General features: G+C 54.4%; 21 protein-coding genes. 4 read left to right on the forward strand and 17 right to left on the reverse strand.

Going from position 1 to position 25,590, the window contains the following annotated elements; all coding sequences use genetic code 11:
- Positions 1–10: 10 nt before the first annotated feature.
- Positions 11–1,246, reverse strand: a complete 1,236-nt coding sequence (locus tag K7H21_RS18540; protein WP_004130821.1) for an MFS transporter — start codon at positions 1,244–1,246, stop codon at positions 11–13.
- A gap of 318 nt (positions 1,247–1,564) precedes the next feature.
- Here K7H21_RS18540 and ybjG point away from each other — a divergent pair, with 318 nt between their 5' ends.
- Both ybjG and deoR read left to right on the forward strand, forming a co-directional pair.
- The gene (gene ybjG / locus K7H21_RS18545) at positions 1,565–2,158 is read left to right on the forward strand and encodes an undecaprenyl-diphosphate phosphatase (protein ID WP_087830061.1); all 594 of its coding nucleotides are present in this window, start codon (positions 1,565–1,567) and stop codon (positions 2,156–2,158) included.
- 125 nt (positions 2,159–2,283) lie between these two features.
- Positions 2,284–3,042, forward strand: a complete 759-nt coding sequence (gene deoR / locus K7H21_RS18550) for a DNA-binding transcriptional repressor DeoR (protein WP_004130816.1) — start codon at positions 2,284–2,286, stop codon at positions 3,040–3,042.
- Between the two features lie 28 nt (positions 3,043–3,070).
- Here deoR and dacC read toward each other — a convergent pair whose 3' ends face one another.
- Positions 3,071–4,273: a serine-type D-Ala-D-Ala carboxypeptidase gene (gene dacC / locus K7H21_RS18555; RefSeq protein WP_029669928.1), complete on the reverse strand. Its 1,203-nt coding sequence runs from the start codon at positions 4,271–4,273 to the stop codon at positions 3,071–3,073.
- Positions 4,274–4,896: 623 nt separating this feature from the next.
- Between dacC and K7H21_RS29390 the strand changes: the two genes are divergently transcribed.
- The gene (locus K7H21_RS29390) at positions 4,897–5,004 is read left to right on the forward strand and encodes a YnaM/YnfT family protein (protein WP_350066352.1); all 108 of its coding nucleotides are present in this window, start codon (positions 4,897–4,899) and stop codon (positions 5,002–5,004) included.
- A gap of 40 nt (positions 5,005–5,044) precedes the next feature.
- Here K7H21_RS29390 and K7H21_RS18560 read toward each other — a convergent pair whose 3' ends face one another.
- Positions 5,045–6,235 (reverse strand): tail fiber domain-containing protein, encoded by a 1,191-nt coding sequence (locus K7H21_RS18560; protein ID WP_142445525.1) that lies wholly within the window; start codon positions 6,233–6,235, stop codon positions 5,045–5,047.
- A gap of 28 nt (positions 6,236–6,263) precedes the next feature.
- On the reverse strand, positions 6,264–15,578 hold the full coding sequence (gene gpJ / locus K7H21_RS18565; RefSeq protein ID WP_142471836.1) for a TipJ family phage tail tip protein: 9,315 nt from the start codon (positions 15,576–15,578) through the stop codon (positions 6,264–6,266).
- A gap of 159 nt (positions 15,579–15,737) precedes the next feature.
- Between gpJ and K7H21_RS18570 the strand changes: the two genes are divergently transcribed.
- A complete protein-coding gene (locus K7H21_RS18570; protein WP_224250510.1) occupies positions 15,738–16,373 on the forward strand; it encodes a hypothetical protein in 636 nt (211 codons plus the stop codon).
- 72 nt (positions 16,374–16,445) lie between these two features.
- On the opposite strand, the gene K7H21_RS18575 is transcribed toward K7H21_RS18570, so the two are convergent.
- The 13 genes from K7H21_RS18575 to K7H21_RS18635 all read right to left on the reverse strand — a co-directional run bounded on the left by K7H21_RS18575 (position 16,446) and on the right by K7H21_RS18635 (position 25,526).
- Positions 16,446–17,036 (reverse strand): tail assembly protein, encoded by a 591-nt coding sequence (locus K7H21_RS18575; protein ID WP_148407953.1) that lies wholly within the window; start codon positions 17,034–17,036, stop codon positions 16,446–16,448.
- 89 nt (positions 17,037–17,125) lie between these two features.
- Positions 17,126–17,398, reverse strand: coding sequence for a hypothetical protein (locus K7H21_RS18580; protein WP_126488854.1), 273 nt, complete (start codon positions 17,396–17,398; stop codon positions 17,126–17,128).
- A gap of 5 nt (positions 17,399–17,403) precedes the next feature.
- Positions 17,404–18,141, reverse strand: coding sequence for a C40 family peptidase (locus tag K7H21_RS18585; RefSeq protein WP_148407932.1), 738 nt, complete (start codon positions 18,139–18,141; stop codon positions 17,404–17,406).
- 1 nt (position 18,142) lies between these two features.
- Complete coding sequence (locus tag K7H21_RS18590; RefSeq protein ID WP_142445534.1) at positions 18,143–18,898, reverse strand: phage minor tail protein L; 756 nt, start codon at positions 18,896–18,898, stop codon at positions 18,143–18,145.
- The gene (locus K7H21_RS18595) at positions 18,895–19,242 is read right to left on the reverse strand and encodes a phage tail protein (protein WP_126488851.1); all 348 of its coding nucleotides are present in this window, start codon (positions 19,240–19,242) and stop codon (positions 18,895–18,897) included. Before K7H21_RS18595 ends, K7H21_RS18590 begins: the two co-directional genes overlap by 4 nt.
- A gap of 50 nt (positions 19,243–19,292) precedes the next feature.
- A complete protein-coding gene (locus tag K7H21_RS18600; RefSeq protein WP_223035280.1) occupies positions 19,293–22,442 on the reverse strand; it encodes a phage tail tape measure protein in 3,150 nt (1,049 codons plus the stop codon).
- Positions 22,426–22,698: a phage tail assembly protein T gene (locus tag K7H21_RS18605; protein WP_004111806.1), complete on the reverse strand. Its 273-nt coding sequence runs from the start codon at positions 22,696–22,698 to the stop codon at positions 22,426–22,428. Before K7H21_RS18605 ends, K7H21_RS18600 begins: the two co-directional genes overlap by 17 nt.
- A gap of 62 nt (positions 22,699–22,760) precedes the next feature.
- Positions 22,761–23,189, reverse strand: a complete 429-nt coding sequence (gene gpG / locus K7H21_RS18610; RefSeq protein WP_004111804.1) for a phage tail assembly chaperone G — start codon at positions 23,187–23,189, stop codon at positions 22,761–22,763.
- A 10-nt stretch (positions 23,190–23,199) separates the two neighbouring features.
- Positions 23,200–23,943, reverse strand: a complete 744-nt coding sequence (locus K7H21_RS18615; RefSeq protein ID WP_223035281.1) for a phage tail protein — start codon at positions 23,941–23,943, stop codon at positions 23,200–23,202.
- An 8-nt stretch (positions 23,944–23,951) separates the two neighbouring features.
- Positions 23,952–24,353, reverse strand: coding sequence for a phage minor tail U family protein (locus K7H21_RS18620; RefSeq protein ID WP_032448885.1), 402 nt, complete (start codon positions 24,351–24,353; stop codon positions 23,952–23,954).
- The gene (locus tag K7H21_RS18625; protein ID WP_127719059.1) at positions 24,350–24,928 is read right to left on the reverse strand and encodes a phage tail protein; all 579 of its coding nucleotides are present in this window, start codon (positions 24,926–24,928) and stop codon (positions 24,350–24,352) included. Before K7H21_RS18625 ends, K7H21_RS18620 begins: the two co-directional genes overlap by 4 nt.
- Positions 24,929–24,931: 3 nt before the next feature.
- Positions 24,932–25,174: a DNA breaking-rejoining protein gene (locus tag K7H21_RS18630; RefSeq protein WP_230186246.1), complete on the reverse strand. Its 243-nt coding sequence runs from the start codon at positions 25,172–25,174 to the stop codon at positions 24,932–24,934.
- Between the two features lie 25 nt (positions 25,175–25,199).
- Complete coding sequence (locus K7H21_RS18635; RefSeq protein ID WP_127719053.1) at positions 25,200–25,526, reverse strand: DUF2190 family protein; 327 nt, start codon at positions 25,524–25,526, stop codon at positions 25,200–25,202.
- Positions 25,527–25,590: the final 64 nt, after the last annotated feature.

Here is a 25,590-nt window from a genome sequence, read left to right on the forward strand (position 1 = left end):
CATTTGAAGGTTACTGCGGTTCGAGGGCGTTGCCCACGCGTTTATCCTTCAGGAAGTAGACCGTCATCGCCAGCCAGAGCACCCCGCTCAGCAGGTTGAGCAAGCTGAAGAGCCCGCTGCCGCCAGACTCATAGGCGTGCTTGCTGACTTCGATACCCACGGTAAAGATCAGCATTTGCAGCATCCCCATCGCTGCCGACACCGTCCCCTTACTCATCTCGCTGGCAAACAGCGTCAGACGCACCAGCCCGGCGTTGGCAAGACCAATCCCGAAGGCGTAAACGCTCAGCCCGGCGGTCATCCACAGATACGCGTGCGTCGACGCCACCGTCGCCACGGCGGCGATCAGCAGGCCGATCATAATCGGCCAGCCGCCGAGAATAATCAGCGAGCGCACCGTTTTGCGTGAAGTCTGGCGCGCCAGCACAAGGTTCCCGGCAATCAGCGCGCCAAAAATCGGCACCTGCAGCAGGCCATATTCGTAGCTGGTCGCCTGCTCGCCACTGATGATGATCACCGGCGATTGGGCAATCCACGCCAGCAGCGGCAAGCTGACGAAACCGGTGGCCAGCGCGCCGGCGACAAAGCGCAGGTTTTTTAGCACCTCACGATAATCACGCCCCAGCTCTTTTACCGATAGCTTCTCGCCCATGCGGGTGGCGGTTTCCGGCATCGCCTTTTGTAGCCCGAAAAAGGCAATAGCGGCCAGCACGGCAAACAGGACAAACATCATCTCCCACGGCAGGAGATGAACCCAGGCCGCCCCCACCAACGGCCCAAGCAGCGGCGCAATCAGCGCGACGTTGGCCATCAGGGCGGTGATCTTGATGCACACCGCCTCTTCAAAAGACTCCTGTATCGCCGCATAGCCGACCGCGCCGATAAAGCACAGGCTGATACCCTGCAAAAAGCGCAGCAGCGTGAACTGCTCAATAGTCTGCGCCAGCAGCGTCGCCAGGCAGGTCACGATAAACCACACCACCCCGGTCAGCATCACCGGACGGCGGCCGATGCGGTCCGAAAGCGGCCCCAGCAGCCACTGCAAAAACATACCGCCGGCCAGATAGGCAGTCATTGAGGTCGGCACCCACTCATTGCCCACGCCAAACTCTTCCACCACCGAGAGCATGCCCGGCTGGATCATGTCATTGCCGATATAGGTGGCGAATTCGTATAACACCAGGCATAGCGGAAAGAGCAGCGCCTGACGTCCGAGGCGTTTGCCTGAAAGCGAAGAATTATGCATGAAATCTCTTATTTAAATAAAACCGCGCAAAGTTTAATGAAAGTCGTCGCGGGGAGATAGCGAATTGTGAGCGATAAAGCAAAATATCGCCACGCAGATAGCGCATCGCCAGCAACCATTCAAAATCCAGCTGTATGTATTTCGTTTATGTTTCAATTAGATTACAGGCTATATACTCCTTTACTCAGTCTGTTAACGAAGCCACACTCACACTTTCATTCATAACAAACTGATAATTAAGACAATACTGCTTTACCTTATCGCCACCGTTTTTTAAGGTAGGCGGCTTGTTGCTAACGGACCCAAGAGCCTGGATGTATGCTGGAAAATATTAACTACTCGCTGTTTGCATTCCTCAACGCTACCCCCGCGTCGCCGTGGTGGGCGATTGAAATCGCGACGTTTATCGCCAAAGACCTGATAATTATGGTGCCATTATTGGTGTTGGCCTTATGGCTTTGGGGTCCAAACCAGCGGCAGTTAGTCTTTAAGGTCATGATGGCATTAGGCATTAGCCTGACGCTTTCGTGGATATTCGGCGTGTTTTTTCCGCATGACCGTCCGTTTGCCGCCGGTATTGGCTATAACTTCCTGCATCATTCGCCCAATAACTCCTTCCCGAGCAATCACGGCACGATCTGCTTTACCTTTGCGCTGGCCTTTATGTTCTGGCACCGCCTGTGGTCGGGAGCGCTGCTTTTCGCCCTTGCTTGCGCGATTGCCTGGTCCCGGGTCTACCTCGGCGTGCACTGGCCGATGGACATGCTGGGCGGGCTGCTCACCGCGATGATCGCCTGCCTCAGCGCCCAACTGCTGTGGCAAAGCGGCGGAAAAACCCTCTATCAGCATCTGCAGCGGCTGTACCGACTGTTCTTTTCGCTGCCGATTCGTAAAGGCTGGGTGCGCGAATAGACGTTCCTGACCAGCCGGTAAAGTTGCGGCAGCGCCCGATTCCTGCGCGTGACTAAGCCTCTTCCGGCAGGTAAAATCGCCGCTGACGCCCTGTCAATGCAGGGCGCTTTCAGCTTAGAGGGAATATGGAAACTCGTCGTGACGAACGCATCAGTCAGCTTATTCAGGCACTCAAGCGCAGTGATAAACTCCATCTAAAAGAAGCGGCCACCCTGCTTGGCGTGTCTGAGATGACCATTCGTCGCGATCTCAACGGCCACAGCGGCCCGGTCGTTTTGCTGGGCGGCTATATCGTTCTGGAGCCGCGCAGCGCAACGCACTATCTGCTGAGCGATCAAAAAACACGCCTTGTGGATGAAAAACGCCGCGCAGCCCGCCATGCGGCTAAGCTGCTTGAGCCCCACCAGATGGCCTTTTTTGACTGCGGGACCACCACGCCTTGGATCATCGACGCCATCGATAGCGCCCTGCCCTTTACCGGGGTCTGCTATTCGCTCAATACCTTTCTTTCCTTGCAGGAAAAACCCCAGTGCCGCGCGATTTTGTGCGGCGGCGAGTTCCACGCCAGCAACGCCATTTTTAAACCGCTGAGCCTGCAGGATACGCTGAGCCACCTTTGCCCGGACATCGCGTTTTATTCCGCCGCGGGCGTCGATTACGAGCAGGGCGCGACCTGTTTTAACCTGGAAGAGCTGCCGGTCAAACACTGGGCGATGAAAAGCGCGCGCTACCATGTGCTGGTCGTCGATCACAGTAAATTTGGTAAAGTTCGCCCGGCGCGGATGGGGGATTTATCGCAATTTGACGTGATTGCCAGCGACGTGTGTCCGGATGACGATCTGCTCACGTTGGCGAAGGAAAAACAGATTTCACTGCTTTACTAACCGCGCCCCGCAGGGCGCGGCCTGTATTTTAAGAGAACCAACCGCCGAACCAGCCGTGCAGTTTCATCAGCACGAAATCGATCATCCGGCTAAAGAAACCGCCTTCGTTTACCGCTTCCATCACAATCAGCGGCCGCTGCTCAATGGTTTTATCATTCAGCTTGAAGTCGATCGTGCCGACCACCTGCCCTTTGGTCAGCGGCGCGGTCAGCTGCGTATCATTCAGGGTGTAGCTGGCCTTGAGGTTTTTCAGCTGACCTTTCGGCAGCGTGATGGAACCGGCCTCGCCCGCCCCCAGCTTCGCTTCACTGCTATCGCCAAACCAGACGCGCTGGGTAATAAAGGTGGCATCGGGTTTAATCGGCGTTACGGTTTCATAGAAGCGGAAACCCCAGGTCAGCAGTTTTTCTGATTCGTTAAAACGGATGCGGTCAGTTTTGGTGCCGAGCACGACGGCAATCAGGCGCATGTCGTTTTGCGTCGCGGAAGAAACCAGATTGTAGCCCGCCCCGGCGGTGGTCCCGGTTTTCACGCCGTCTGCGTTGAGGTTCGTGCTCCACAGCAGACGGTTGCGGTTCGGCTGACGGATTTTGTTGAAGGTGAACTCTTTTTCTTTATGGATCGCATACTCTTCCGGCACGTCATGGATCATCGCTTTGGTGAGCAGCGCCATATCGCGGGCGGTACTAAACTGACCCGGCGCATCCAGACCGTGCACGGTCATAAAGGTGGTGTTGGTCAGGCCCATTTTCTGCGCATAGCCGTTCATCAGGCTGACAAACGCGTCCTGGCTGCCCGCCACGTAGTCGGCGATCGCGATGCTGGCGTCGTTGCCGGACTGAATGATAACGCCCTTGTTAAGATCTTCGACCGACACCTGCATCCCTGGCTTAAGGAACATCACCGATGAGCCGCGCAGCGCCGGGTTACCGGTTGCCCACGCGTCACGCCCGATGGTCACCATATCGGTCGACTTAATCTTACCCGCCTTTAACGCCTGGCCGACAACATAGCTGGTCATGATTTTGGTCAGGCTCGCCGGATCGAGTTTTTCATCGGCATTGCCTTCGCTGAGCACTTTGCCGCTGGCATAGTCCATCAGGATCCAGGCTCGCGCGTCAATGGATGGCGCATCGGGGAGTTGTTCTGCAGCCTGCACCGCAGGCGCAACGAGAAATAAAAGCGCGCAGCCTGCCGCGAGGCCGCGAAGGGAAAAAGCATCATGCGTCATAAGAGCCACCCAAGTATCCTTTCCAAACAAAAATATGCCGCCACACTCGTTCGGCGCCGCAGCAGCCGGTGAGTAAAGCGTACAAATGACCTTAAAGAAACAGCGAGTTGGTAAAGTTTTTAAAGTTTACGCAATAACCTCGCCCGGTGCTGCAAACAGCGCAATTTTTTTGATCGCGGTTGCCTAAATATTAACTTTATTATGGCATGCAAAAAAATAGTTTAGCAAATTCAATGATCTGCAATATTTTCAACATCATAGCGTTATTGACTTCTTGTCAAATGCGGACAAATACGGACATATGCTCGCCCCAAATCATGCCCCAAATACCATTTTGCCCCAAAATCTGCCCCAAATAATGATTCACCAAAGAGCAGCTTAGACTACTCTGAAAGACGCTCGGGAATCGGCAGATGGCTGGTTTGTATGCTGGCCGGTCTGTACAATCACCCACGGTGTTTATTCTGCTCGAATAGCACCAGCCCCACCAGGTAGCTCTTGCATACGGCTACCTGGTGGGGCACCTTAAGCTAGGTAGCAATACTTCATTGTTTTGTAAAGCTCAGCAACTATTTAGATGTCGTGGTGTCTAATATGTGATCAATAAAAACACAGGCTCTTAAATGACTACTTTACTTGTTGCCGCAACGCTCTTTACTGTCTCAGGACTCATGATGTTTGGGCTTTTACAACTGTGGGAAGGCATATCGAATAATCACGAAAAGTTTTGATAGCCATTAGGCTTAAGCTCATCCTGATACTGGCAATTATTTACAGATCGTCTTCACCCCTACGTCGATCATGTCTTGAGCCTTCCTCCTGAACTTGAAGTTTTTTCTCCAGAGCTTCAACTTGCTGAATTAGCACTTTAACCACCGCCAGTGTATCCATCAAGAGCACATTGTTATCGAGCTGCAGGCGGTCATCGTCCACCCTCTCACCGTTGAGCATATACGACGTGTTAATCTGCTTAACATACTGTTGATCGACCTGCTGTGCCTGCTGAGCGATTATTCCCCGACGCGTCCTGTTCTGCTCATCGTCGTTGTAGACGAACGTCACCAGCTCAAGCTGACGAATGCGATCGACTGACAAATGGCCGTCAGTCGGTTCAATGCTGTGTTTCAGCCGTTCGTCGGACGTCCCGTTGAACGCAACATCGCCGCGCGAACTGCTATAGATCCGCCCGTCCGGCAAGTGTTGCCAATACTGAACAGGCTGACTAAACCCGCCCAGCATGAAAACTAGCCTGTGATTTGTGCCGACCTGCTCCTCGAACCACATAGCCCCCTGCCCGCCGTCCACGTTGCTGTCGTTACCGCGCGTGTTGAATCTGGTGGTCATCCTGGGCGAAGCGATGATTGTCCCGTTAGCTACGTTACCCGGATCTGTGTTCAACCTGGCGATGAACCCCTGCCCGTAGTTTTCGCCGTACTGAGTGCAAACGCCGTAAATCCCGAATCCGCCACGGACGCGCAAGCCGGGATAAATAGCCAGCGCGCCGTCTTCGGTGATAATTCGATGCGTATAGTCTGCAGCGCTGCCTTTGTGGTGAAAATCAATAAACGGCGTGGTGTCACTGCTGATCTCCAGATTCCCGGCATCAATCGCAGTGAATTGCGTGCTGCTGTTCTTCCTGAGTATTTGCCCCGCTGCTGTAATAGTAGCGCTGAACGTTACGCCCTTACTGAACGTCTGCGTCTGCGTCCATGTGTTTGCCGCTGTAGTCTTCGCCTGGTTTTTATTGGCTGCGGTGATTGATGAGTCGATAGCCGTCTGCCGCGTAGCGTATTCGCTTTGGAACTGCGCCCACGATTTCACAGTCCCGGTCGTGCCATCCGGTTTAGTTACCGTCACGTTACCGGAGCCGAATAAAAATTGCTGCTGATTGGCCAGATCCACGTAGGTACGTTCAAAGCACTTTTGAATACTGGCCGCCAGTTCATCACTAATGTTTGCCATAGTTACTCGCCCCCGACGGGGCGCTCCTTTAAGGTGCGGAAATAATCTGATTGCCCATGCGGAAAATGGTAAAAATTAACTTTTCGCGCTGGCTTGTCCTGGCTGCCGAGGATGGGTCAAACACCGTGCCGTTCCATACCTGTGCCAATGGGGTATATGTCCTATAGCTGAACCCACGCCCATTCTTACAGTTGATCCATACACGGTTACGCTGACCTTTACCTGCGGCGTAGATTTTCAACCCTTTCAGCGGAATTGCACGTGACCCACCATCGTTCCCGGCGTCCCATGAATAGTGAATGTAATCTTCACGGCCAGGGGTACTCACAACAATGTCACCATAGGACCTGAACGATGATGACATCTGACAGATCAGGTTGGTGTCCAGGAAACGGTCGAAGGTCTCCCCGCTGATGTAAAACAGGTCATACTGTCCGGAACCCAACATATCTTTCTCAACGAATGGCAATGTTGCTACCTCGCCAATCATCACATCGCCTTCAATTTTGTTGGCGTAAACGGTGCCGTTAAAATAACCGTCAGTCGCGCGTACGGTCCCCGTAAAGGTGCCGCTGGATGCTTCGACATGTCCGCGAATGGTTACGTTATTAAATACCGCTGACCCGGCTTTGTTGATCGCCCAGCCGACGGTGTCGCCGTTCCAGTTTGTCGACTGGATATTATTGCTAATCTGCGCAAAATCGATGACCAGATTTCGGGCCATCGCCTGCTGCATATATGCGCCGTTACCGTCGACACCGAAGACCAGATTGCTTTTATCACCGTTGGGCACATAAACACCGAACTGGTCAGCCTGCACCAGGAACTGTGATTGCCCGCTGCCGTTTATCCCCAGCTGAATCCCCGCAACGTAGTTCTTGCCGCCGGAAGACGTGTTGACCTTCACGCCCCATTGCGCACCCAGTTTCCCGTTTAAGTCCGCCACGGTTGATGCCGTCTGCTGAACGGTCGCTGACATATCCCCAACCTGAGAGGTCAGCGTGGAGATCTGCTCAGTGGTTGATTTTTCCAGGTCAGCAACGGTTTTGCTCGTCGTTGTAATTGCAGCGCTGTTGTCACCAATCATGCTGCGCATCTGGTTAAAGCCGTTCGACATCGCCAGGCCGTTTGCGGCGATCGTTTCGTCCTGCCGGGTTATTCGTGATTCAGCGTCACCTACACGTGAGACCAGGCTTGTGATTTGCCCTGCCTGTGCTTTGATATCCTTGCCCTGCTGCGTCACGGTGGCAGAGAGCGCTGTCGTCGCATCGGCAGCGGCTGCGGCGTCTGCTTTCGCATCCTGCGCGTCGGTCACGTCGACGATTGACAGGTTATCGATAAACAACGAATAGCCGGTACCGCCGGACGTACCACGGCACGAGACCCATAAGACGCCTACCGCATGCGTATCATTGATTGTGGCAACGCCGGTTACCTGCACCCATTGATCACGTTTGCCGCCTAACGACCCGGATGCATCGGAGACTACGATCCCGGCAGGCCACGAGTTCGGCGTGCCACCCTCCCCGCGCGTCATCATACCGATGGCCGTAGACCATCCCGAGGTGGGTTTTTCCGTGCTTTGCATCATCACCCAGGCGGAGAAACGGTATTTACCTCCCGCCCGGATCGCCATCCATGTTCCTGTTGTCTTATCGCTGTTCCCTGTCTCGCCGCTGTTACGTGTCACCTTACCGGACTTGCTGCCGTCACGTTTGGCCTGAGTCGTGGCGATGAACTGTGCGCCCGCCACCCTGTAGTTATCCGCATACGACTCAAACGATCCGTCAATGAATGGGTTCGTCATCTTAGAGGATACGGTAGACAGGTCGGCTTTAACCTGCGTCACTGCGTCCGCCTGGGCCTGAATTTGATCTCCCTGGCTCTTAACAGTGCTCTGTATGGTAGACAGTCCTGCTGCGTTTGCGGCGATGTCCACGGCATCGGTGACGTCCATCAGATAGAGATCATCAACATAGAGGTTACCTTTGGACAGTAACGCCATGAAGCTGACCTGGGCGAACGTGGTGGCCGTCGCTTTCCAGGTCTTACTAATCTCTGTCCACTGCGATCCGGTCTGGTAGTTTTTCGGGTCAAACTGGACTTCAATAACCGGGTTGGTCTGGCCGGTGATACCCATGCGTATTTTGTTATTGCCCTGCGCCGTCGATGGCATCTCGGCATTGCCATCGGCACGAATCCACCCACCCAGCTTATACGTGCGGCCTTTCTGGATCGGGATGTCATACTTCTGCGCAATGGTGTCCTGCGCGGAGTTGTGTGCGGACAGCTTCAGGATACGACCGCCTGAGTGCGGCGACTGCGCGTCGATAACAGTGGCAACGGTGGTTGAGCCTTGCGTCCAGGAGTCCAGGCCTCGCTCGAAGCCACCATTCGCGACAAGATTACCGGCCATCTTATTATCGATGTCCGCCAGCGCAGCCGTGAGGTTAGAGGATACTGCGGTGGTAGCTGCTGCGTTCGCGATGATGTCCTGCTCTGTCTTCGTCACACGCTGCGTAAGCTGCTGCGTCGCGCTGGTGTTGGCCGCGATTAGGATGGCATCGGTGATGTCGTAGATCGCCACGTAATCGATATCCACCTCGGCGGCGTCCGGGAAGCAGTAGATCCCGAAGGTGACCGCCACGGTGCCGTCCGGGCAAGCGTTGAAGTCGTATGTCTTGACGTCGAACGCCGTGGCGAACTGTAGCGTCTGCTGCTCGTAGCCGCTGGTGCCATCCGGGCGGTGCGCCCAGCGTCTGACCATCAGGTTACCTGCCCCGGAAACTTTCTTCGCTTTGACAACAATGCGGTATTTCTTATTCCCGCCATCCACCTGAAATTTGTGCTGCCCGTTTGGGAAGATCCCGGAGTAGTTACCGGAAGCCCACTTTATGCGGACGCCCGCTTTACCCTCTCCATAATCACCGAATTTAATCTGCCCGCCTTCCTGAGTGGTCCACGCGACAGACCCCTGGCGAAAATCGTAGTTTGGGACCAGATTAGCGCCAGCGTCGCGTAGAGACTCGACCCATCCCGCGACGCTGGTTAGCGCCTGGCTGGTCGTGTCGATGTCTTTGCCCTGCTGCGTTGTGGTCTGCTCAAGCTTCGTGATTGCCTGACTGTTCGCCGTATTCCCTTTTTCGACGTTAGTCACGCGCCCGGTGACGGCGGTAATTGCGTCGCTGTTCGCCTTGATATTTTTGCCTTGTTGCTCGACGGTACCGGACAGGCTCGACACACTACCGGCAGCGGCATCTGCAGCGGCTTTGGCTTCTTGAGCGGCCGTGACTTCCCGCAGATGCCAGTCGGTAGCGTACCAGACAGACTTAAACGGGCTGCTTTGGTTAATCTGCAGGAACGGGCGCAGATATCCATAAGTCCAGCTGGCCGGGACCGTCCAGCGCCAGACGACCTGTCTCCAGGTTTGTGTCGGGGCCACGTTGCCGTTTGAATTGCGCGCCGTACCGCCGCCTGTGGGCGTCGTTGTGCTGGCGATATACAGGTTAAACGGCGCCGTCGCGTCTGCGCGCGCTGCAACCCATACCGACATCTCAAAGACCTGGCCCGGTTTAACGGGGATCGCCGCGAGGTTGGCGAAGTGGTCACGGCGATCCAGGCGGACGACATAGCGGTTAGGGCATCCCGCCGGGATGTCCGCATCATAAGGGATTGAGTCGTCGGTCGCGTCGTCGACGGTATCACGACGCGTAAAGCCGAAGCTGCTATAGGCCGGGTCAAAGGTCGGATTCGGGATGTAGTCCCCACCGGACGCCGTTGCAGCGTTCAGGCTGGCGTTGATGCCAGTGATCTGCTGGCCTGTCGTGGTCAGCTTGCCCTCGGCGGTCGACACGCGGGTGGTTAGCTGATTCAGTGCCTCAATGGTAGCCGCCTTAGCCACTTCACCTTCTACTGTGCTCACGCGGCCTTTCAGCGATGTGACGGCGTCGCTGGTCGTCTTAAGGTCTTTGCCCTGTTGCGTAACGGTCTGTGACAGCACGGTGACCGTGGATCCATCCGCTTTCGTGGCGATAGTTTTGCCGAGGTCGGTTTTTACGTTGTCGATCTTGCCGTCCAGGCTGGTGATCTGTCTTGACTGCGTAGACAGAGACCCTTCGGCAGCAGTAACACGCTGGGTCAGACCAGTGATAGCCTGGCCCTGCGCGGTGTTTTTGTCGTCGGCGTCCTTTTTGTTCGCGTCGACAGTATTAGATAAGTTGGTGGTGCGCTCGGCCTGCGCGGTAATATCTTTTCCCTGCTGCGTTACCGTGGCCTTCAGCGCATCAACCGCTGCCGTGGTCGCCTTCTTCGCGACTTCTGCGTTAGTCGAATCGATGCGCCCGCCCAGGCTGGTGATTTGCCCGGCTTGTGTGGTGATATCCTTCTCCGTCTTCGTTACGCGGGATGATAGATCCGTAACGGCTTGCGCCGACGCCATCCCGGCGATCCCGTTAGACGCTGACAGCATGAAGTTGCGGAAATAGAAGCGGGCCGCCGCCGGAGTCCAGCCGCCGCACGCCAGGCGCAGATAGACCCACTGTCCGGGGAAATCATTCGGGATCTTCAGCGTGATAGTTTTCGTCTGCCAGGCGGTGGTAAGGCCGGAATTCCAGTCGAATTTATTCACTAACCACGTGGTCGGGTCACTCCACGTTTTAATCAGGCCAATATTAAACATCTGCGTGCCGGTGCTGATCGTGGCATCTGACACTTTGACATCAAAGGACAGGGTAAGCGTCTGCCCGGCTTCTACGGGTACTTTCGTACCGTTCGCTACGCGGCACGCCGGTTTATCGGTGGTCAGCGCCTTCTGCGTAGCGTCGAATACCGGCGCGCCGTCTCCTGAGCCGGATAACGTCCACGATGAGATGCTGGCGGTCGCGTCACCGTTCAGTAGCAAGTTGCCGGTATTCAGGCGGTTGATAAGGTTCGTCGTCTGGTTTGACGTCGTTTCTAACTTACCTTCGGCAGCGGTTACCCTGGTGGTTAGCCCGGTCATGGCTTCAGCGGTGGCGTTGTCCTGCGGCGCTTCGCTCCACTCGGTGGCGACGTTACCCACTTCGAATTTAGGCGAGTTGATGAAGAGCGTACGCGCGACAGTAGCAGGTTGCAGACGTCCCAACAGCAAACGTTTTGTGCCGGTTCCGGCGGTCTGTTTCCACTTGACCCAGTATCGCTGCCATTCAGTCGTGATATCGAAAGTAACACCGCCATCACCGGCAGATCCTTTCTTGCCCTGGCTGGTTTCCCATGATCCGGTGGTATTCGGGTTGTAGAAATAGGCGTTAAATGTCAGCGCAACGGACCCTTTCGCATAGAACGAATAGACGTACTCGGTACCGTCAACCGGTGCGGCAAGTTTGACCTCTGTCTGATTGTACGCGGTGCCGTTCGCCGCGACCGAGATAGCCAGGCTGGCGTTGCCTTTGAAACGCTCTGATTTGCTGGCGTTGCCGTAGCCGGTCAACTCGCCCGAATTCGGCAGCAGGTTGGCCCCGCCCACGCGCATGTTGTCCAGCCTGGAGTTAAGACCGGTAATGCTCTGACCCTGGGATGCGATCGTGCCGTCCTGCGCGGTATTCTTCGCTTCGATGTTCTGAATCGCGGTCGTATGCCCGGCGATAACACCGTTAGCGGCGGTGAGATCAGCGGCTACCTGGTCCGTTTTGCTCGCTGTGGCTTCGAGATCGCTGGCGATAGTGTCCATGCGAGACGAGGCCGCTGCCGTTGATTTATCGTAGTCCACGCGCAACGTGTCCACGCGAGAGCCGATCGCCTTCTCCGCTGTTACGCGAATTTTGCGCTCTTCGTAAATCAGGCCGCTGGTCAGCAAGTCCGGGTTGGTGCCAGTCTGCGTGCCGCGAAGCTGGACCGCTAATTGATTGCGGGTGGTAGCCTCGGCGCTATCGGCATCGGTCATTGCCTGGCGTAGTTCCTGAATCTGAGCCTGTGACGCCCCCGGAGTCGGGCGGCCCACGGCGAACCAGTCGACCTCAAAGTGGTTAGCCGTGGACAGGCCCGCCGTATTGAAGTCCAGGCGTACACGACGGATGTCTGCCGATGCGGTCCAGGGGATGTCCGCGATAGACACCACGGCGATCCCTGTGGCCGGGTCGAATTGTGGTTCAGGTACGGTGATTCGGCGAGCGTCGACCCATCCTTGTTCAGTCTGGCCGGTCCACCACAGGCGAAGATTCCACGACGGCGAGCCGATTTTGCGGACGCGAAAGCGAATGTATTTATACGCTGTGGCGTCGATTTTGGTGGCGTTCGGGCTGCGCATTGTGCCGGTTGGCCCTGCCGGAATCAGCCAGCCATCAGATGTAATCGGCAGCGGTAATTTCCAGCTATCATCCTCGGCCCATCCTTCGGAGTCTTTATCGAAGTAAGAGATCGAGGTGAAGTCGAATTGTTCTCCAGATCCCGCGCTGAGAGACGCGATTTGCAACGCCAGGGAATCGTTGACGTTCTGAATCGTGGTATTTACCGTCTGGATCTGCGCGTCGACGGCGTTCTTCTGTGCCAGAAGGTCATCGGCGGCTTTCTTAGCCACGGCAGCGTCGTCTGTTTCGGCTTTCGCTACTGCATCGGCGACTTTTTTCGCTGCGTCGGAGGCGGTCGCGGCGTCACCAGCCGCGCGGTCTTTGACTTCCTGCGCCAGTCCTGCAGCTGTGGTGTTGCCCTTTGAGATTGCTGCCGTTAAGTCTTTGCCCTGCTGCGTGACAATAGCACCCTGCGCGGCGACGTCCTTCGCCGCCTGGTCAGCGGCTCCCTGAGCGGCGTCCGCTGCCTGTTGTGCAGCGTCGGCGGCAGCGCTGTTGTCCTGAATACCTTTGTTCAGTTCCTCATAAGTATCCGAGCCTTTCAGCGCATCGTCGAGCTGCTGGTAATAGTCATCAACGTTATCGCTGGACATGCCCTGCACCCAGCTGGTCCACGGCGAGACATTGCCCAGGCGGTCGACAAGGCGTGCGCGATACCAGAACTGCGTAGCAATCCACAGGCCCATCTGCTGATACTGCTTGCCCGGATACGCTAAATCTGTCAGCGGCATCGCACCGTTCCCGCTCTTGTCCGGGCTGTACTGCAGCTCTGTGCGCTGGGTATCTTCGGAACCTTCCGGGAACTCCCAGCGGATCTCGATACCAGCGGTCAGTGAAACGGTCGTCAACGCCAGCGGCGGCAGTGGCTCACCGACTTTCCCTGTCAGCGTCTTCTCTTCCGAGTACGCCCAGCCACTGGAAATTTCAGCAGCGTTGATCGCGCGGACGCGTACCAGATAACGACCGGCATAAATGCCGCTGACCTCAAATGACGTGGTCGAGCTGCGCGGCACGTTAATCCAGTTGCCATCATTTCGACGCCATTGAGCCTCATATGCGATAGCATTTTGAGCGGCGTTCCAGTTGGCCTGCAGGGTTTCGACGCTGATACCCTGATTCACCACAGAGAAGGACGTCAGAAGGATACCATCCGGCGGAGCCTGGTTTCCTGGCGGAATGACGCTAATCGGGCGCTGGTCGATGATCGCGCCGGTATCGATACGCGGGAATTTGTCCGGGTCGTGGGCCACGCCGGTGATTGTATACGTGGCGTTGTTGTTGTCCTTTACCCCAATAACGCGATACTGCTGTGTATACAGATCGTCGGACTCAATAACCCAGACGCATTCTGCTTCCGGCGTCTCACTGTACGCCGTAGTGACTGTTATCTGCCGTCGACCGTTCACTGACTGAATGGACCGGGCCTGGGAAATCCCGGACGGAAGATTAAGCTGTAGTCGGTCCCCGGCTTTTGCATCGACATCACGATCGAGCGTAATCACCCGGCCATTAACCGCGCTGATACGCCCGCCATTCACACGTCCGGCCAGCAACTCATCGGCAAGGCCGATGATATAACCCGGCTGCGGGATTTTGCCATCGAGACCAACATCAATCTCAACCATCCGGTCTTTGTTGTTTGTCAGAATGCCCCACAGCCCTTTCCTGTGGGCTTCGCTCTGCCGGGTACACCCGATGGCCGTCACTTCGAGCTGGTTAAAGCTGTAGCGGGAAACCAGCTCCGGAACAAACGCCGGTTCCATCGCATCAGCATACGCGTTCGCTGGGTCAGACCAGGATACGAGCGCGTTAGTGTAGCGAGCCTTGCTGGTGCTGCTCGAATAGCGCGGTTTACCAATGATATTCGCCCGCGTATAGTTGAAATCGACATCACGCGGCATATCCGCCTGTACGACAATCTGCTCACCGCTCCAGCAGGTCATCCCCCGGAAAATAGCGGCAAAATCGCGCAGCACGGTGTACGCATCGTTGCGTTCCTGTACGTAGACGTTACAGAGATAGCGAGGCTCCACGCCATCGCCGCCCTTACCATCGGGGACCATCTGATCGCAGTATTGTGCGATCTGGTACAGCGTCCATTTAGAGATATTCGCGCTGGTCAGACGGTTGCCGAGGCCAAACCGGTCTGAAACAACGATATCGTAATAAATCCATGCCGGGTTATCCGTCCAGGCCCATTTAAACCCGCCGGTCCAGGTGCCGGTATACTCGCGGCTCTCCGGGTTGTAGTTATCAGGAACGCGGATAACGCGTCCACGCGGTTCGCAGGAAATCTGTGGAATGGAGCCGTTAAACTGACTGGAATCAAATTCGATATAGAGCAGCGCTGTGTGGGGATAGCGCAGCTTCGCGTCAATCACTTCTGTGTAGCTCTGCAGCGTCATCACATCGCCGATTTTGACGCTGTTCGCGTCCGGCGAGACTTTCCGCAGGCGGAGCGTCCATGTGCTCCCCGCTTGCGGCAGGTCGATGCGGTGGCTGCGCTCATAGCCGGAAGTGGTTTTCCCGGTAACCGCCGTTTCCAGCACGGTCTGCCAGGCACCGCCATCGGTCTGTAAATCAATGGCGTATTTGACTGTATTTCCCACTACGTCCCCGTCGTCTTCCTGTTTCATCAGGGATGGCCATTTCAGGCGGACGCGAACGGCGGAAAGCTGGGTATTGGTAAACGTATGGCTCCAGGCGGTTTCACTGGATATTTCTGTTCCGACGCTGATTTCATTTTCAGTACCCGGAATACCCTGAATATATTTTTGGGCCTGTGTTCCGGGACGAAATTCCCAGGCCACGCCGGAAAAGTTCTCTGAGCCATCGGCATTTAATAGCGGGGTACCATCAAGATAAATATCCTTGCCCGTTAATTCACCTGCAAATTCACCCTCGCCCAGCGCGATGAGAATTTTGGCTTTTGCTACGGACTGTAAATCATCCGGCTGCTCCGTCGGCGTGCGCTGGCTTGAGCTGCCACCCTTGCGCCCTTTGATTATGTTATTTGCCATATTGCGCCCATAAAAAAAGCCACCGCAAGGTGGCTACTGTTTAAATATCAGGATGTTGATACGTGTTATCCCTGGTTAAGGTAAGGGGTCAGCCCGTCGGTGGTGGGACACCGGCGCACCAGACAAAGAGGGATGGCTGATTACCTCTGTTAAGGAATTATGATGCTTGTCAATTTTGACCCATTAAGAGAACTGGAGAATGACCGGCGCTCTCACCCATGGGGAAAAACTTCTTATGATGAAAGAGCCGGTTTTTACTCTAATTTCATTGAAAATCCGCAACTGATCACTGAAGTGCTTGAAGACTTCAAGCCTTACGAAAGCAAACCTGCCGTCCAGACGTTTTATTCATTTCTGAAATGGATAAATGGTCCAGACTCGAGTTTTGAAACGAACGACTGCGCATTGAGGGATGGTGTTATTATGAATACCGATCCTTTATTTAAGTTCACTCATAAAATTGATGGTCGGGTGGAGTTCTTTCTAAGGCAACATCAGCACAACTGCAATAAAAATGTTGCCACATGGTTAATGAGGATGTCATCGCTGTATTTGCAGGTAGAACGGACCAATTTCTTCAATTCTATTATCGATATCCAGCTCGCACCTACAGATTTCATCATGCTGCCTGCTAACCAGCGAGATGGATACAGAATCAGGCTGGTTTTCAATGCGTATGGGGATGGAGAGCTCGACACATGGGAAGCGCTGAACTGTACGTTTGACAGCATCTTCAAAGCCACCAAAAGGCTGAACCAGGCTCTCACGGAAGGGAATAGCCCTACATTCCCTTAATGGGATCTGCTCTATCATTTTTATCAAATCCATAAAAACTCCCGGTAGAGGCTGATAAATCGGCCTCTTTATTTATTGCTGATCTTCCACGTAGATCCCTGCGGAAATAATGGCCCCACCAATTCGCCGTTTGCCGTAAAGAAGCCCTACGGGGTAGCCCTGTGAGGCGGTATTTGTGACACCACCAAAAGCATAGGAGGCTTTGTTTTCCGGTGATTCTTTACGGGCCAGCCCCGCAGGCTGAGGAGAGAGCATCTGGATCACGCCTCCAAGCATCATTGATGCGCCCATACTATAAAGATATGGTGCAGCGGCATTAGCAGGAGTGAATGTGGAGATGAACCCCGCGACCACAAGCACTGCACCGAGAATAGTTTGTAAAAGGCCAGCCTTTTTACTCCCAATAACAACTGGTGTTATTCGTATTACCTCACCTTTTACAGGGAAACCTAGGTCATCCAACCCTATATTTTTTTCATTCTTAAACACCGCGTAGGTTAGTCCACGATCTTTACTGGTAATCATGAACTTTTCAAAGCCAGGAATTGTTTTTGCTAATGCAACTACTGCCTCCTTCGTGGTAGAAATAAGCCGATAATGAACGTTCCCAAATTTTTTACCTAATGGTCCATTTAATTCAATGCGAGACATAACCTCTTTCATTTCAGCTCCAAAAGAAAAGGCCACAAAATGGCCTTTTCTAAAAAACGTTAAAAACAAACAACTACTTCATAAAGTATTTGTCTCAATATTTATTTTGACATTATAAAGTCATGTATTTCTTTTGCTTCTCGACATGTGTCATCACGCTGCGCCGCTGAAATATTTGAGCATTCAATGTAAACATTTTCATTTGCAACAAGATAACTCATAGTTGAAAAAAATAACTTTTCACATGAGGAAGGGTTATGGCTATTGATACAAATATTACTTGCTGTGTTATTTAATTTTTCGGTTATCGATGATTGTTCTGCATGTGCAGCGGTCACAAAAATAGATGCAATCAGTAAGATGTATTTAGTCACTTATATCACTCCATTAGTCGATTTGAACAGATTCTATCATATTTACTGTATCTGACGACTTTCATCGTCCTGTCCATCCAATAACCTCCATAAGGTACACGCTGACTGAGATGACCATACAGATGATGCAGGAGCATATTACCATCCAGAAGGATCCCGGCATGGTTCCATTTGTCCGACTGCACCTGCATGATAACCATATCTCCGGACTGCGGTGGGCCTTTAAATTCACGGAAACCACATTCATACCAACAATCGTGGTAGAAATTTTCTGGATAGTCATTTTCCCACCAGGGATAATCAACGCGGTAATCGTGCAGCTCGATGCCGTGGGTCTGCCGGAAATAGCTCATCACCAATCCCCAACAATCGTAGTGGCCAAGTACGAATGGTCGGCCGAGGAGAGGCAACTCCCCGCGTGGATGGATGGTACGCAGATCTCCTTCCGGCCAACTGATGATATGCCAGGGGAGCAGAGTTGCATCGCACTGCGCCTTGTCCAGTTCGCTGGGTTGCGTGGTCGCATCAGGATGGCTGTGAACAATGCCGATGATCGTTCCCCAGTCCTCTACCGCTGCGTAATCCTCCGGCGCCAGAATAAAATTATCGCTCGACTCGCGGGCCTGGTTCCGGCAGGGGAAATAGCGCTCCACTCGTCCCTTTTGAGCAATCAAGCCACACGCCTCACGCGGGTAATCAGCTGCGGCATGGGCTTGTATCGCCTTAATCGTTTTCTGCCGCATATCAGCTCCTTATTAGCGATGTGCCCGGGAAACCACCAAACGGCAGCTCGTTGTTATCGCCAAAGCGCAATTTGCACGCGGAGAGCGTCCCATTGCAGATGTCCTTCGAAGGGTCATCGACCGGTTTGTTGTTTTTGTCGAAATAGCGCGTGCCGGCATAGTCGCAACCATCACCGCTGCGGTATTTATTGCGAATACACCAGGTGCAAAGCGAGTGATATTGCCGGGTCGGAATCAAAACCCCCTGCAGATCCATCGGACTGGAAAGCGTAAACTCGACCAATTCGTCGGTTTCAAGGCTTTTAGTATCAATAAAATACAGATGCCGTTTTTCCTGCGTCGGATCTGCGGTTGAGTTTTCTTCCGAAAAGTTTCGTGAGTCAAGATATTGTTTTTGCGTCTCACGGATAGTAACGCGAGCCTGTGCCAGGTCGTCATAATATAGGCACAACGCGGATATCGACCCGTTAATGTTGCCCACCCGTAGAGTCGGTTGCGCATCGCTTCCCGATGTTGATGATTCGATACCCTCTAATTCACACGGCCATGCTTTATATTCAGTACCTTGCCACCAGATACTTTTAGCTGGCAGCTTCGATTCATCGCCACCAGCGGCTAAAATTTCCGCTTCAGTATGGGGAATGTTATATCCGTGGAAATATAAAATATCCCCCATATTAAAAGCACTACCATCAATTTCGAAAAGCCGGATTTCATCTCCCGGCTCCAGTTTCTGATAATCAGCGTGAAGACTCATGGTGCGAATGCCTGTTCAAATGTTGCGGTGACTGTCATGATTCTGTTATTCAGAACGTTTTTTTGCAGGCTGTCAGCCTGTACCCTCCAGAGCGCCAGCTCGTCATACGGTGGCTTAAACGCAAATGATTTGGTTTTATGACGCCGCAGGAATTTATAAATATCCAGCGCGGTTTGCAGATCCCCTGAAAATGAAAATGCATAATTTAAGGTTTCCGGGTTTATTCCTTCCCCTGAAACCTGCGCATAACCGTCGCCAAATTGCGCCTTGCGAATATTATCCTTACTCGTTATCGCAGGCTGACTGGCGGCCTGAATTCGCCAGGAGAATGTTTCAATAGTCATAAATAACCTTTATCTCAGCCAGTAAAAAAGCCGCAAAGCGGCCTCAGGTATTAACGCCCTTCTTTTATTGCCTTCCACAGCGGCGTCCCGGGCCGTTGGGCCTGTTCGCTGACGACGCTGATGATGGCGGGTTTCAGTTGCTTAAGGATACCGTTACTGTCAATCGCTGACCGCTGCGTAGACTGCTGTTCGCTCCCGCTACTGATATAGACGCCCCCCATGTTGACCATCACACCGCCAGGGGAGACACTCGCCGGGCTGGCAGCATTGCCGACATAACCGCCGGCAGCATAACCGCGCATCATCCGGTAAAGATTGCTCACACCAATGCGGCTTGTTGCCTCTTTGGTGAATACAAACTCACCGCGATGCACAACGCCAGCAGGCTCATATTTACCGCCGTGGCCAGTGTAGCCGCCGCCGTCGTATCCTGGCGGACGATAAGAGGGTACCGGAACTGATTGCCCAGATGATGATGTATTGCTTGCGCTACCGTTGATCCACCCCATAGCCGCCTGAATGGTATAGGCCACGATCAGCTGATTGATGACATGAACAATCATCTTCAGAATGGATGTTGTGAACTCCTTAAAGCTCGCCTTTCCGGTTGTTGTCAGTGCTGTCAGTTGGTTGGCCAGACCACTGAACGTGGCCTGAGAAATATCTTTCACAGATGAGAAAACATCTGTGGCCGAATCCTGATACTCCGCCCAGCCCTGTTTGGCGCCGGCCAGCCAGTTACCGCGTAATGCATCCTCAGCTTCATAGGTGGCTTGCTGTTCCGCCAGCACCTTCCGCTGCGCATCAGGATCGAAGGCGTACGTTTCACTCAGCTTTTCAAGCGTGGTCCTTCTGTTCGACTCCCTGCCAGAAAGCCCGTCAGCCTGAGCCTTTATCCCCGCCCGGATCGCACTCTGCTGCTGCGCGAATTTATTTGCCTGATCTGCAAGATTATTCAGCTTCTGCTGCCGGGCAACCTTATCACCGAGATCGGCAAGCTGGCGTTTGTATTCCAGCGTTTCATTTTTGTGGGCCAGCAGGGATTTTTCCTGCGTGGACAACTGGCGGCGGCCGGCGGCCTCCTGTAAAACGGCATACTGATTTTCCGTCTGCCAGAGATCGCGGCGCTGCTTACTGATCACATCGTTAACGTCGGTATGCTGCTGCAGGGTTTTAAGCTGCGCCTGCAGCGTTAGCAGCTCCGCCTGCGCCCCTTCTTCTGCTTTACTACCGGCGGGCGTAGTATATTGCCTGCCCTTCGGCGTTTTCGGGTCTTTGTATTTGCTATCGATGCCCGCGCGGATTTTCGCGATATCGCTGTCCGTCCAGCGGGTGGCAACCCCATCGATGGCATCCTGTTTATTTTTCGCAACCAGCTTATTAAATTCTTCCTGAGCTCGGGCCCGCCGCTCGGCTGGTTTCAGTCCGGCGTCAAGAAGCTGGTTAAACTGCTGCTGGTTCCTTATTGCCTGCTGCTGCTGATCATTGCGCAGCTTCTCGCGCGCCGCGGCTAACCCCTCCTTAGCGTACGCTTTATCAATTTCGTCAAAAGTTTGTTTTGCCAGCGCTTCCCGTTGAGTTGCATTACGTAAACGTTCGGCATCGGCTTTGATTAATGAATTATTACCGGAATAGTTGGGATCGACCTTCAGATTGGCTTCCAGCGCCCGACGCTCTTTTTCCGCAGCCTGCCATTCCGCAAAAGCCCCCTGCCGCTTCATGGCCGTATCAGGATTACGACCAATGCCCATCATGGCATCCCAGGCGCCGCTGGCGGCATTTTTCACCCAGTTCCACGCGGTTTCCAGCGTCCCCAGATTCTCCTTCACCGCATTTGCACGCTGGATAACACTGTCGGAATAGGCGCGCATCGCGAGCTCGGCAGCGCGCTGCGAATCCCCCATCGCCTGCGCAGATGAAATCTGTTCAAACTGGCTTGCGGTCAGGAAATGAAGCGACTCATTCAACGTTGCAACCGCATTAACCGGATCCTCTTTCAGCCGTTTAAACTGGTTGATGGTTTCATCCACCGCCTGGCCGGTCGCCTGCTGGAGCCTGGCAGCCACGTTGGCTACACGCTCGACGTCAGCGCCACCGAATGCCCCACTTCCGACAACCTGCGCTAATACTCCTGCCGCAGTGTGCTGAGTGACTCCATTTCCTGAGATGTTCCGTGCCAGCGCCTGCAGTTGTCCCGAGGTTTTCCCGGCATAGTTCCCGGTGAGAATGAGCTGTTTGTTAAACTCCTCGGCTTCCTTCCCGCCCTCGTACCAGGCCTTCCCCAACAAAACGACGGATGCCGCTATGCCGCCGACAACGCCAGCGATGCCGAGACCACGCAGCGTCATTAATTGATCTATCCATCCTGCCCGGTTAGCGAGGGTGATCCCGGAGCCACGCAGCGCGCCGAAGTTACCACGCAATAATTCCCCCGCCAGCACGCCAAGTTCCCTCCGCGCGCCAGCACTCTCGAGACCAAGGCTGTGCGTGGCGACTTTTGCCGCCTCCAGTTTACGGATATAGACTTCAGCTGCATCGCCGGCGCCAACCTGCGCCGCTTTCATTCTCAGGAGCTCTGTGCCAGAAAGCTTTTGCTCAACAACCTGCGCCTTCAGCTGACGAAGAAATTTCTCGCGCGCCTGGTTCGCTTTTTCCTCAACCTGCTGAAGTTCTTTCTGCCGCGCCGTGGTGCGGGAAATCAAAGAGAGATAATCACCCTGAGTGATGTTCCCCTGTGCGCGGGCCTTGCGAAATTGTTCCTGGACACTGGCCAGCGACCGTGTTTCACCACTAAGGGATCGAACGCCATCTATCTGCCTGAAGAACGATTCCGCCAGCGCATCCTGCCGCCGTGCCAGCGCCTCTGCCTGAGCGTCATTCTCCCGATAACGCTGGTTTAACCCGGTAACACGCTGGTAAGTCTCATCGACCGATTTGGAGACCCGCTGCAGTTCGCTCTGAAGCCCGGCGGCGGCATCCGCCTGTCGCTTCTGCATATCGGAAACAGCCCCTGCGCTGGCGGTGCTGGTGGTTTTCAGAGCGCTGATTTGCGCCTCCGCCGCACTGCGCATGCGCGTCTGCACTTTGTCCGATTCATCCGCCATACCGGACAGTTGCCCCTTAATCCTGGCGATCTGTTCGTTGAATGTGGCGCTGTCGACATCCAGGTTGATGACAAGATCGCTAATCTGCTGGGCCATATCTGGTGCCTCCCGTTATTCCCTCTGCGGCCAGCATCATGGCGTCATCATCCTGCACATGATCCGCTGCAGCCTCAGCGGAGGGGGACAGCAGGCTGAAGTGTGCAGGGGTGATGTCCGGATCCCGGTATAAGAAGGTTGAAATGGTGTAAAGCAGCCCGGAGAAGTGGGCATCGAGCTGCGCGTCCTGAAAAAAACGCTCCCGGTAAAAGTGATGCCAGTCGCCCAGCTCGGAGGACGTCATGCCAGCAAGCATGGCGCGCCAGTCGGGTCGCCCGAACTCGCGCGCCAGCTTCAGGACAAAATCAAGCTCACTGGCTAGGGCTTTTCCGCTGTAACAGGTTCATCACCCAGCGCGGTGGCATCAATGTGTTCATCCGCGGGTTGATCTTCTTCGACAACCGGCGCCAGCATGCCGGAGAGCAGCTTGATCTGCATTTCCGCTTTGCCAATCGCTTCCGCCGGCCAGGTACTCATCACCTGCTGGTGGAGTTCCTCTTCAGATGGCCCCTTCGGATCGTTATGCCAGAGCGAGAGCGCAATCAGGCGCGCGCCTGCGCGAATACTCATGCTGACCAGCCCGGCGGACATTGTCTGGTCATCCACGTCATCAGAAATGGCGGATAAGGCTTTTTCTTCTGCGGCCAGATATTCGAGATAAGTAATGCGCTGCAGTGCCGACAATTCGGTGATCGTCACCGTAGCGCCGTTATGGGTAAATTCGTCTTTCTTCAAAAACATGCTCATGCCTTTATCCTCAGGACGCCGTCACGGTGGTTTTGCAGGTCGCCACAAAATTACCGTCATTGCTCATGACAATAATGTCGGCCGTGCCAGCCGTCACGCCGGTAACAATCAGAGATTTGCCACTCACGGCCACGGTCGCCTTCGTGCTATCCGAGGTCGACGCACGGAAAGACTGTTCCGACGCGCTGGCAGGCAGGAAGGTGACGTTTAGCGTTGTGGTTGCGCCGACGGCCACGCTGGCTGTTGCCTTGTCGAGTTTGATGCCGGTCACTGCGATCGGCGGGTTGCCGCTTTCTTCCGCCAGTTCTGGTTTCCCGGTATTGGTGATTTTGGCGGTACGCGTGATCACTTCCTTCGCGGGGATGGCTTTACCCAGGCTACTGCACCAGCCTTTGAACACATCCACGGTGCCATTCGGGTATTTAATTTTGTAGGCCCGCACATCGCCATCGACAAACCAGGCCACCAGCGACTTTTGCCCTTCTTCACCCGGTTTCCAGGCCAGCGTTAATGATGTATCACCTGCCGATTTTGCCCCCTGTGCAGTCGCGGTCCAGTCTGCGTCGTCATCGTCAAGGTAGGTGTCATCGTAGGACTCCGCCGTCATTTCGCCCGGCGTGAGTTCCTTAATTTTTGCCAGGCGCTGCCAGTCGGCATCGGAAAGTGGGTTAGCGTAGGGATTTCCCGTTCCGGTATATAACCAGAGCGTGGTGCCCGCCCCTTTAACCGGGGCCATTGGATTTGGAGTAGCCATAAAATTCCTTATCTCAGGTAAGTGAGGGTGTACGTCAGGTCGACCGATCCCCAGGTAGCCATTTCGTCATCGCGCTGGTAGTCGTAGCCCATGGGGATCATCGTTTCGATTAAGGGAGATAGCGCCGGGATAGTCTCAAGGGCCGGGTACACCTTTTCCTCCATCCACGCATCCAGCGCGCTATCCGGCGTGGTGGATTTCAGAAATACCTCGATATGGAGGACTGATTGCCAGCTATCCTCATCAAGGCTGTCTCCCGTGTATTCTGCATCAGACAAATAGACTGCCAGCGCCGGCAGGTCCTGCTCTTCCAGAAAAACAGGCCGCCCGTCAAACCATGTCACACGATCTGGAATGGACGCCCTTAGTTGTTCCAGTACGGCAAGACGAATAGCAGTGTGTTTGCTCATCGCTTCAGGTGGATCCTCAGTTGATTCTTCAGCGCTGCAGACAGCTCCTTCGGCATATCGCTGTCGATAAGCTGCTTTGATATCGCGGTGAAGTTTTGTGTTAATGGGGTTACGAGAGGAACTTTGACAACATCTATCGGGTAACGAGATTTACTCAGCCGGCGCATAACCTGCCATCGCCCGTTCGCCAGCTGCTGGATAAACGCATTTCTGAAAATGTACGGGCCAATACGTAACACGCTACCCCGCCCGCGCTTTTCTCCTTTACGCCTGGAGAGATGCACACGCGCGGCACCCAGCTTGATTGCAGGCAGGTTTCCGCGGTTGATACGAATTGCCGCCACCAGCCGTTCAGGCTTTGCACGCTTAAGACGCGAACGCTGGCGGACCAGCTTCACCGGCAACCCCTTTTTGTGGTTATCGCCCACTGTCGCTTCTTTTGCGACCTTCCTGCTGCCCTGCGTAATCGCCCGCCCGGCGACCCGATTTAGCGCCTGGGCGGCAGCCGTTGGGACCATCAGACGGCTCAGACTGTTCAGGTTCTGGATCGCACGCTCAAGACCTTTCAGTGACATCATTCACTCCAGCCAGATTTGAGGCTTCCCGTTAAAAAGCTGATAACGGGTAACGATCCAGTCTTTACCGTCATATTCGACGGCATCGTTTCTGGCGGGCCGATAGTCAGCAGCAAAAACAACCAGCACCGTTGCGGTACCGGACAACGCGCCCATCTCCTCCAGCAACTCAGCAGGCACGACGTCAACGCTTATGCCGTTAATGACCGCTTCCCTGCCCATTTTTTTGAGGGTGGCGGCATCCATCCGGGCCGCCATCTTGTCGAAAGGGTTAGGCATTGATTTTGACATCAATGACGGTACTGTTAGCCGCAGCATTTTCCCAGGCAACACCCGCCAGGACGGCATCAGTGGCTTCCAGTTGTACTTTGCCCGCCTTGATGTACACTTTTTCCCCCGCGCTGATTTCATCGGCGGCCAGCTTCGCCAACTGGAATACTCCTTCGGTAAGGCCATCACCTGTATCGCCGCCCGGAATATCCGTGATCGCAACCGCAATCATTTGACCGATAACAACCGGCGCCCCGCTCAGGATGATTTCCTGTCCGGCATTCTCCACAGGGATAGTCTTTCCTTCCTGCACATAATTTTTAGCCATAACATCTCCTATCAGCCCGGTAGGGCTGATTTCAGGTATAAAAAAAGCCCGTTTGGGCTAAGAG

The organism is Klebsiella sp. CTHL.F3a (genome assembly GCF_019890895.1).
Taxonomy (GTDB): Bacteria; Pseudomonadota; Gammaproteobacteria; order Enterobacterales; family Enterobacteriaceae; genus Klebsiella; species Klebsiella grimontii.

What these genes read in the sequence shown, in the direction of transcription:
- K7H21_RS18605 (WP_004111806.1), bottom strand. Translation starts at nt 22,698, where the DNA reads ATGCTTGCTGGCATGACGTCCTCCGAGCTGGGCGACTGGCATCACTTT.
- dacC (WP_029669928.1), bottom strand. Translation starts at nt 4,273, where the DNA reads ATGACGCATGATGCTTTTTCCCTTCGCGGCCTCGCGGCAGGCTGCGCG.
- K7H21_RS18560 (WP_142445525.1), bottom strand. Translation starts at nt 6,235, where the DNA reads ATGGCAAACATTAGTGATGAACTGGCGGCCAGTATTCAAAAGTGCTTT.
- K7H21_RS18625 (WP_127719059.1), bottom strand. Translation starts at nt 24,928, where the DNA reads ATGTCACTGAAAGGTCTTGAGCGTGCGATCCAGAACCTGAACAGTCTG.
- ybjG (WP_087830061.1), top strand. Translation starts at nt 1,565, where the DNA reads ATGCTGGAAAATATTAACTACTCGCTGTTTGCATTCCTCAACGCTACC.
- gpJ (WP_142471836.1), bottom strand. Translation starts at nt 15,578, where the DNA reads ATGGCAAATAACATAATCAAAGGGCGCAAGGGTGGCAGCTCAAGCCAG.
- K7H21_RS18590 (WP_142445534.1), bottom strand. Translation starts at nt 18,898, where the DNA reads ATGAGTCTTCACGCTGATTATCAGAAACTGGAGCCGGGAGATGAAATC.
- K7H21_RS29390 (WP_350066352.1), top strand. Translation starts at nt 4,897, where the DNA reads ATGACTACTTTACTTGTTGCCGCAACGCTCTTTACTGTCTCAGGACTC.
- deoR (WP_004130816.1), top strand. Translation starts at nt 2,284, where the DNA reads ATGGAAACTCGTCGTGACGAACGCATCAGTCAGCTTATTCAGGCACTC.
- K7H21_RS18635 (WP_127719053.1), bottom strand. Translation starts at nt 25,526, where the DNA reads ATGGCTAAAAATTATGTGCAGGAAGGAAAGACTATCCCTGTGGAGAAT.
- K7H21_RS18575 (WP_148407953.1), bottom strand. Translation starts at nt 17,036, where the DNA reads ATGAAAGAGGTTATGTCTCGCATTGAATTAAATGGACCATTAGGTAAA.
- K7H21_RS18600 (WP_223035280.1), bottom strand. Translation starts at nt 22,442, where the DNA reads ATGGCCCAGCAGATTAGCGATCTTGTCATCAACCTGGATGTCGACAGC.
- K7H21_RS18595 (WP_126488851.1), bottom strand. Translation starts at nt 19,242, where the DNA reads ATGACTATTGAAACATTCTCCTGGCGAATTCAGGCCGCCAGTCAGCCT.
- K7H21_RS18615 (WP_223035281.1), bottom strand. Translation starts at nt 23,943, where the DNA reads ATGGCTACTCCAAATCCAATGGCCCCGGTTAAAGGGGCGGGCACCACG.
- K7H21_RS18570 (WP_224250510.1), top strand. Translation starts at nt 15,738, where the DNA reads ATGATGCTTGTCAATTTTGACCCATTAAGAGAACTGGAGAATGACCGG.
- K7H21_RS18630 (WP_230186246.1), bottom strand. Translation starts at nt 25,174, where the DNA reads ATGGATGCCGCCACCCTCAAAAAAATGGGCAGGGAAGCGGTCATTAAC.
- K7H21_RS18540 (WP_004130821.1), bottom strand. Translation starts at nt 1,246, where the DNA reads ATGCATAATTCTTCGCTTTCAGGCAAACGCCTCGGACGTCAGGCGCTG.
- K7H21_RS18585 (WP_148407932.1), bottom strand. Translation starts at nt 18,141, where the DNA reads ATGCGGCAGAAAACGATTAAGGCGATACAAGCCCATGCCGCAGCTGAT.
- gpG (WP_004111804.1), bottom strand. Translation starts at nt 23,189, where the DNA reads ATGAGCATGTTTTTGAAGAAAGACGAATTTACCCATAACGGCGCTACG.
- K7H21_RS18620 (WP_032448885.1), bottom strand. Translation starts at nt 24,353, where the DNA reads ATGAGCAAACACACTGCTATTCGTCTTGCCGTACTGGAACAACTAAGG.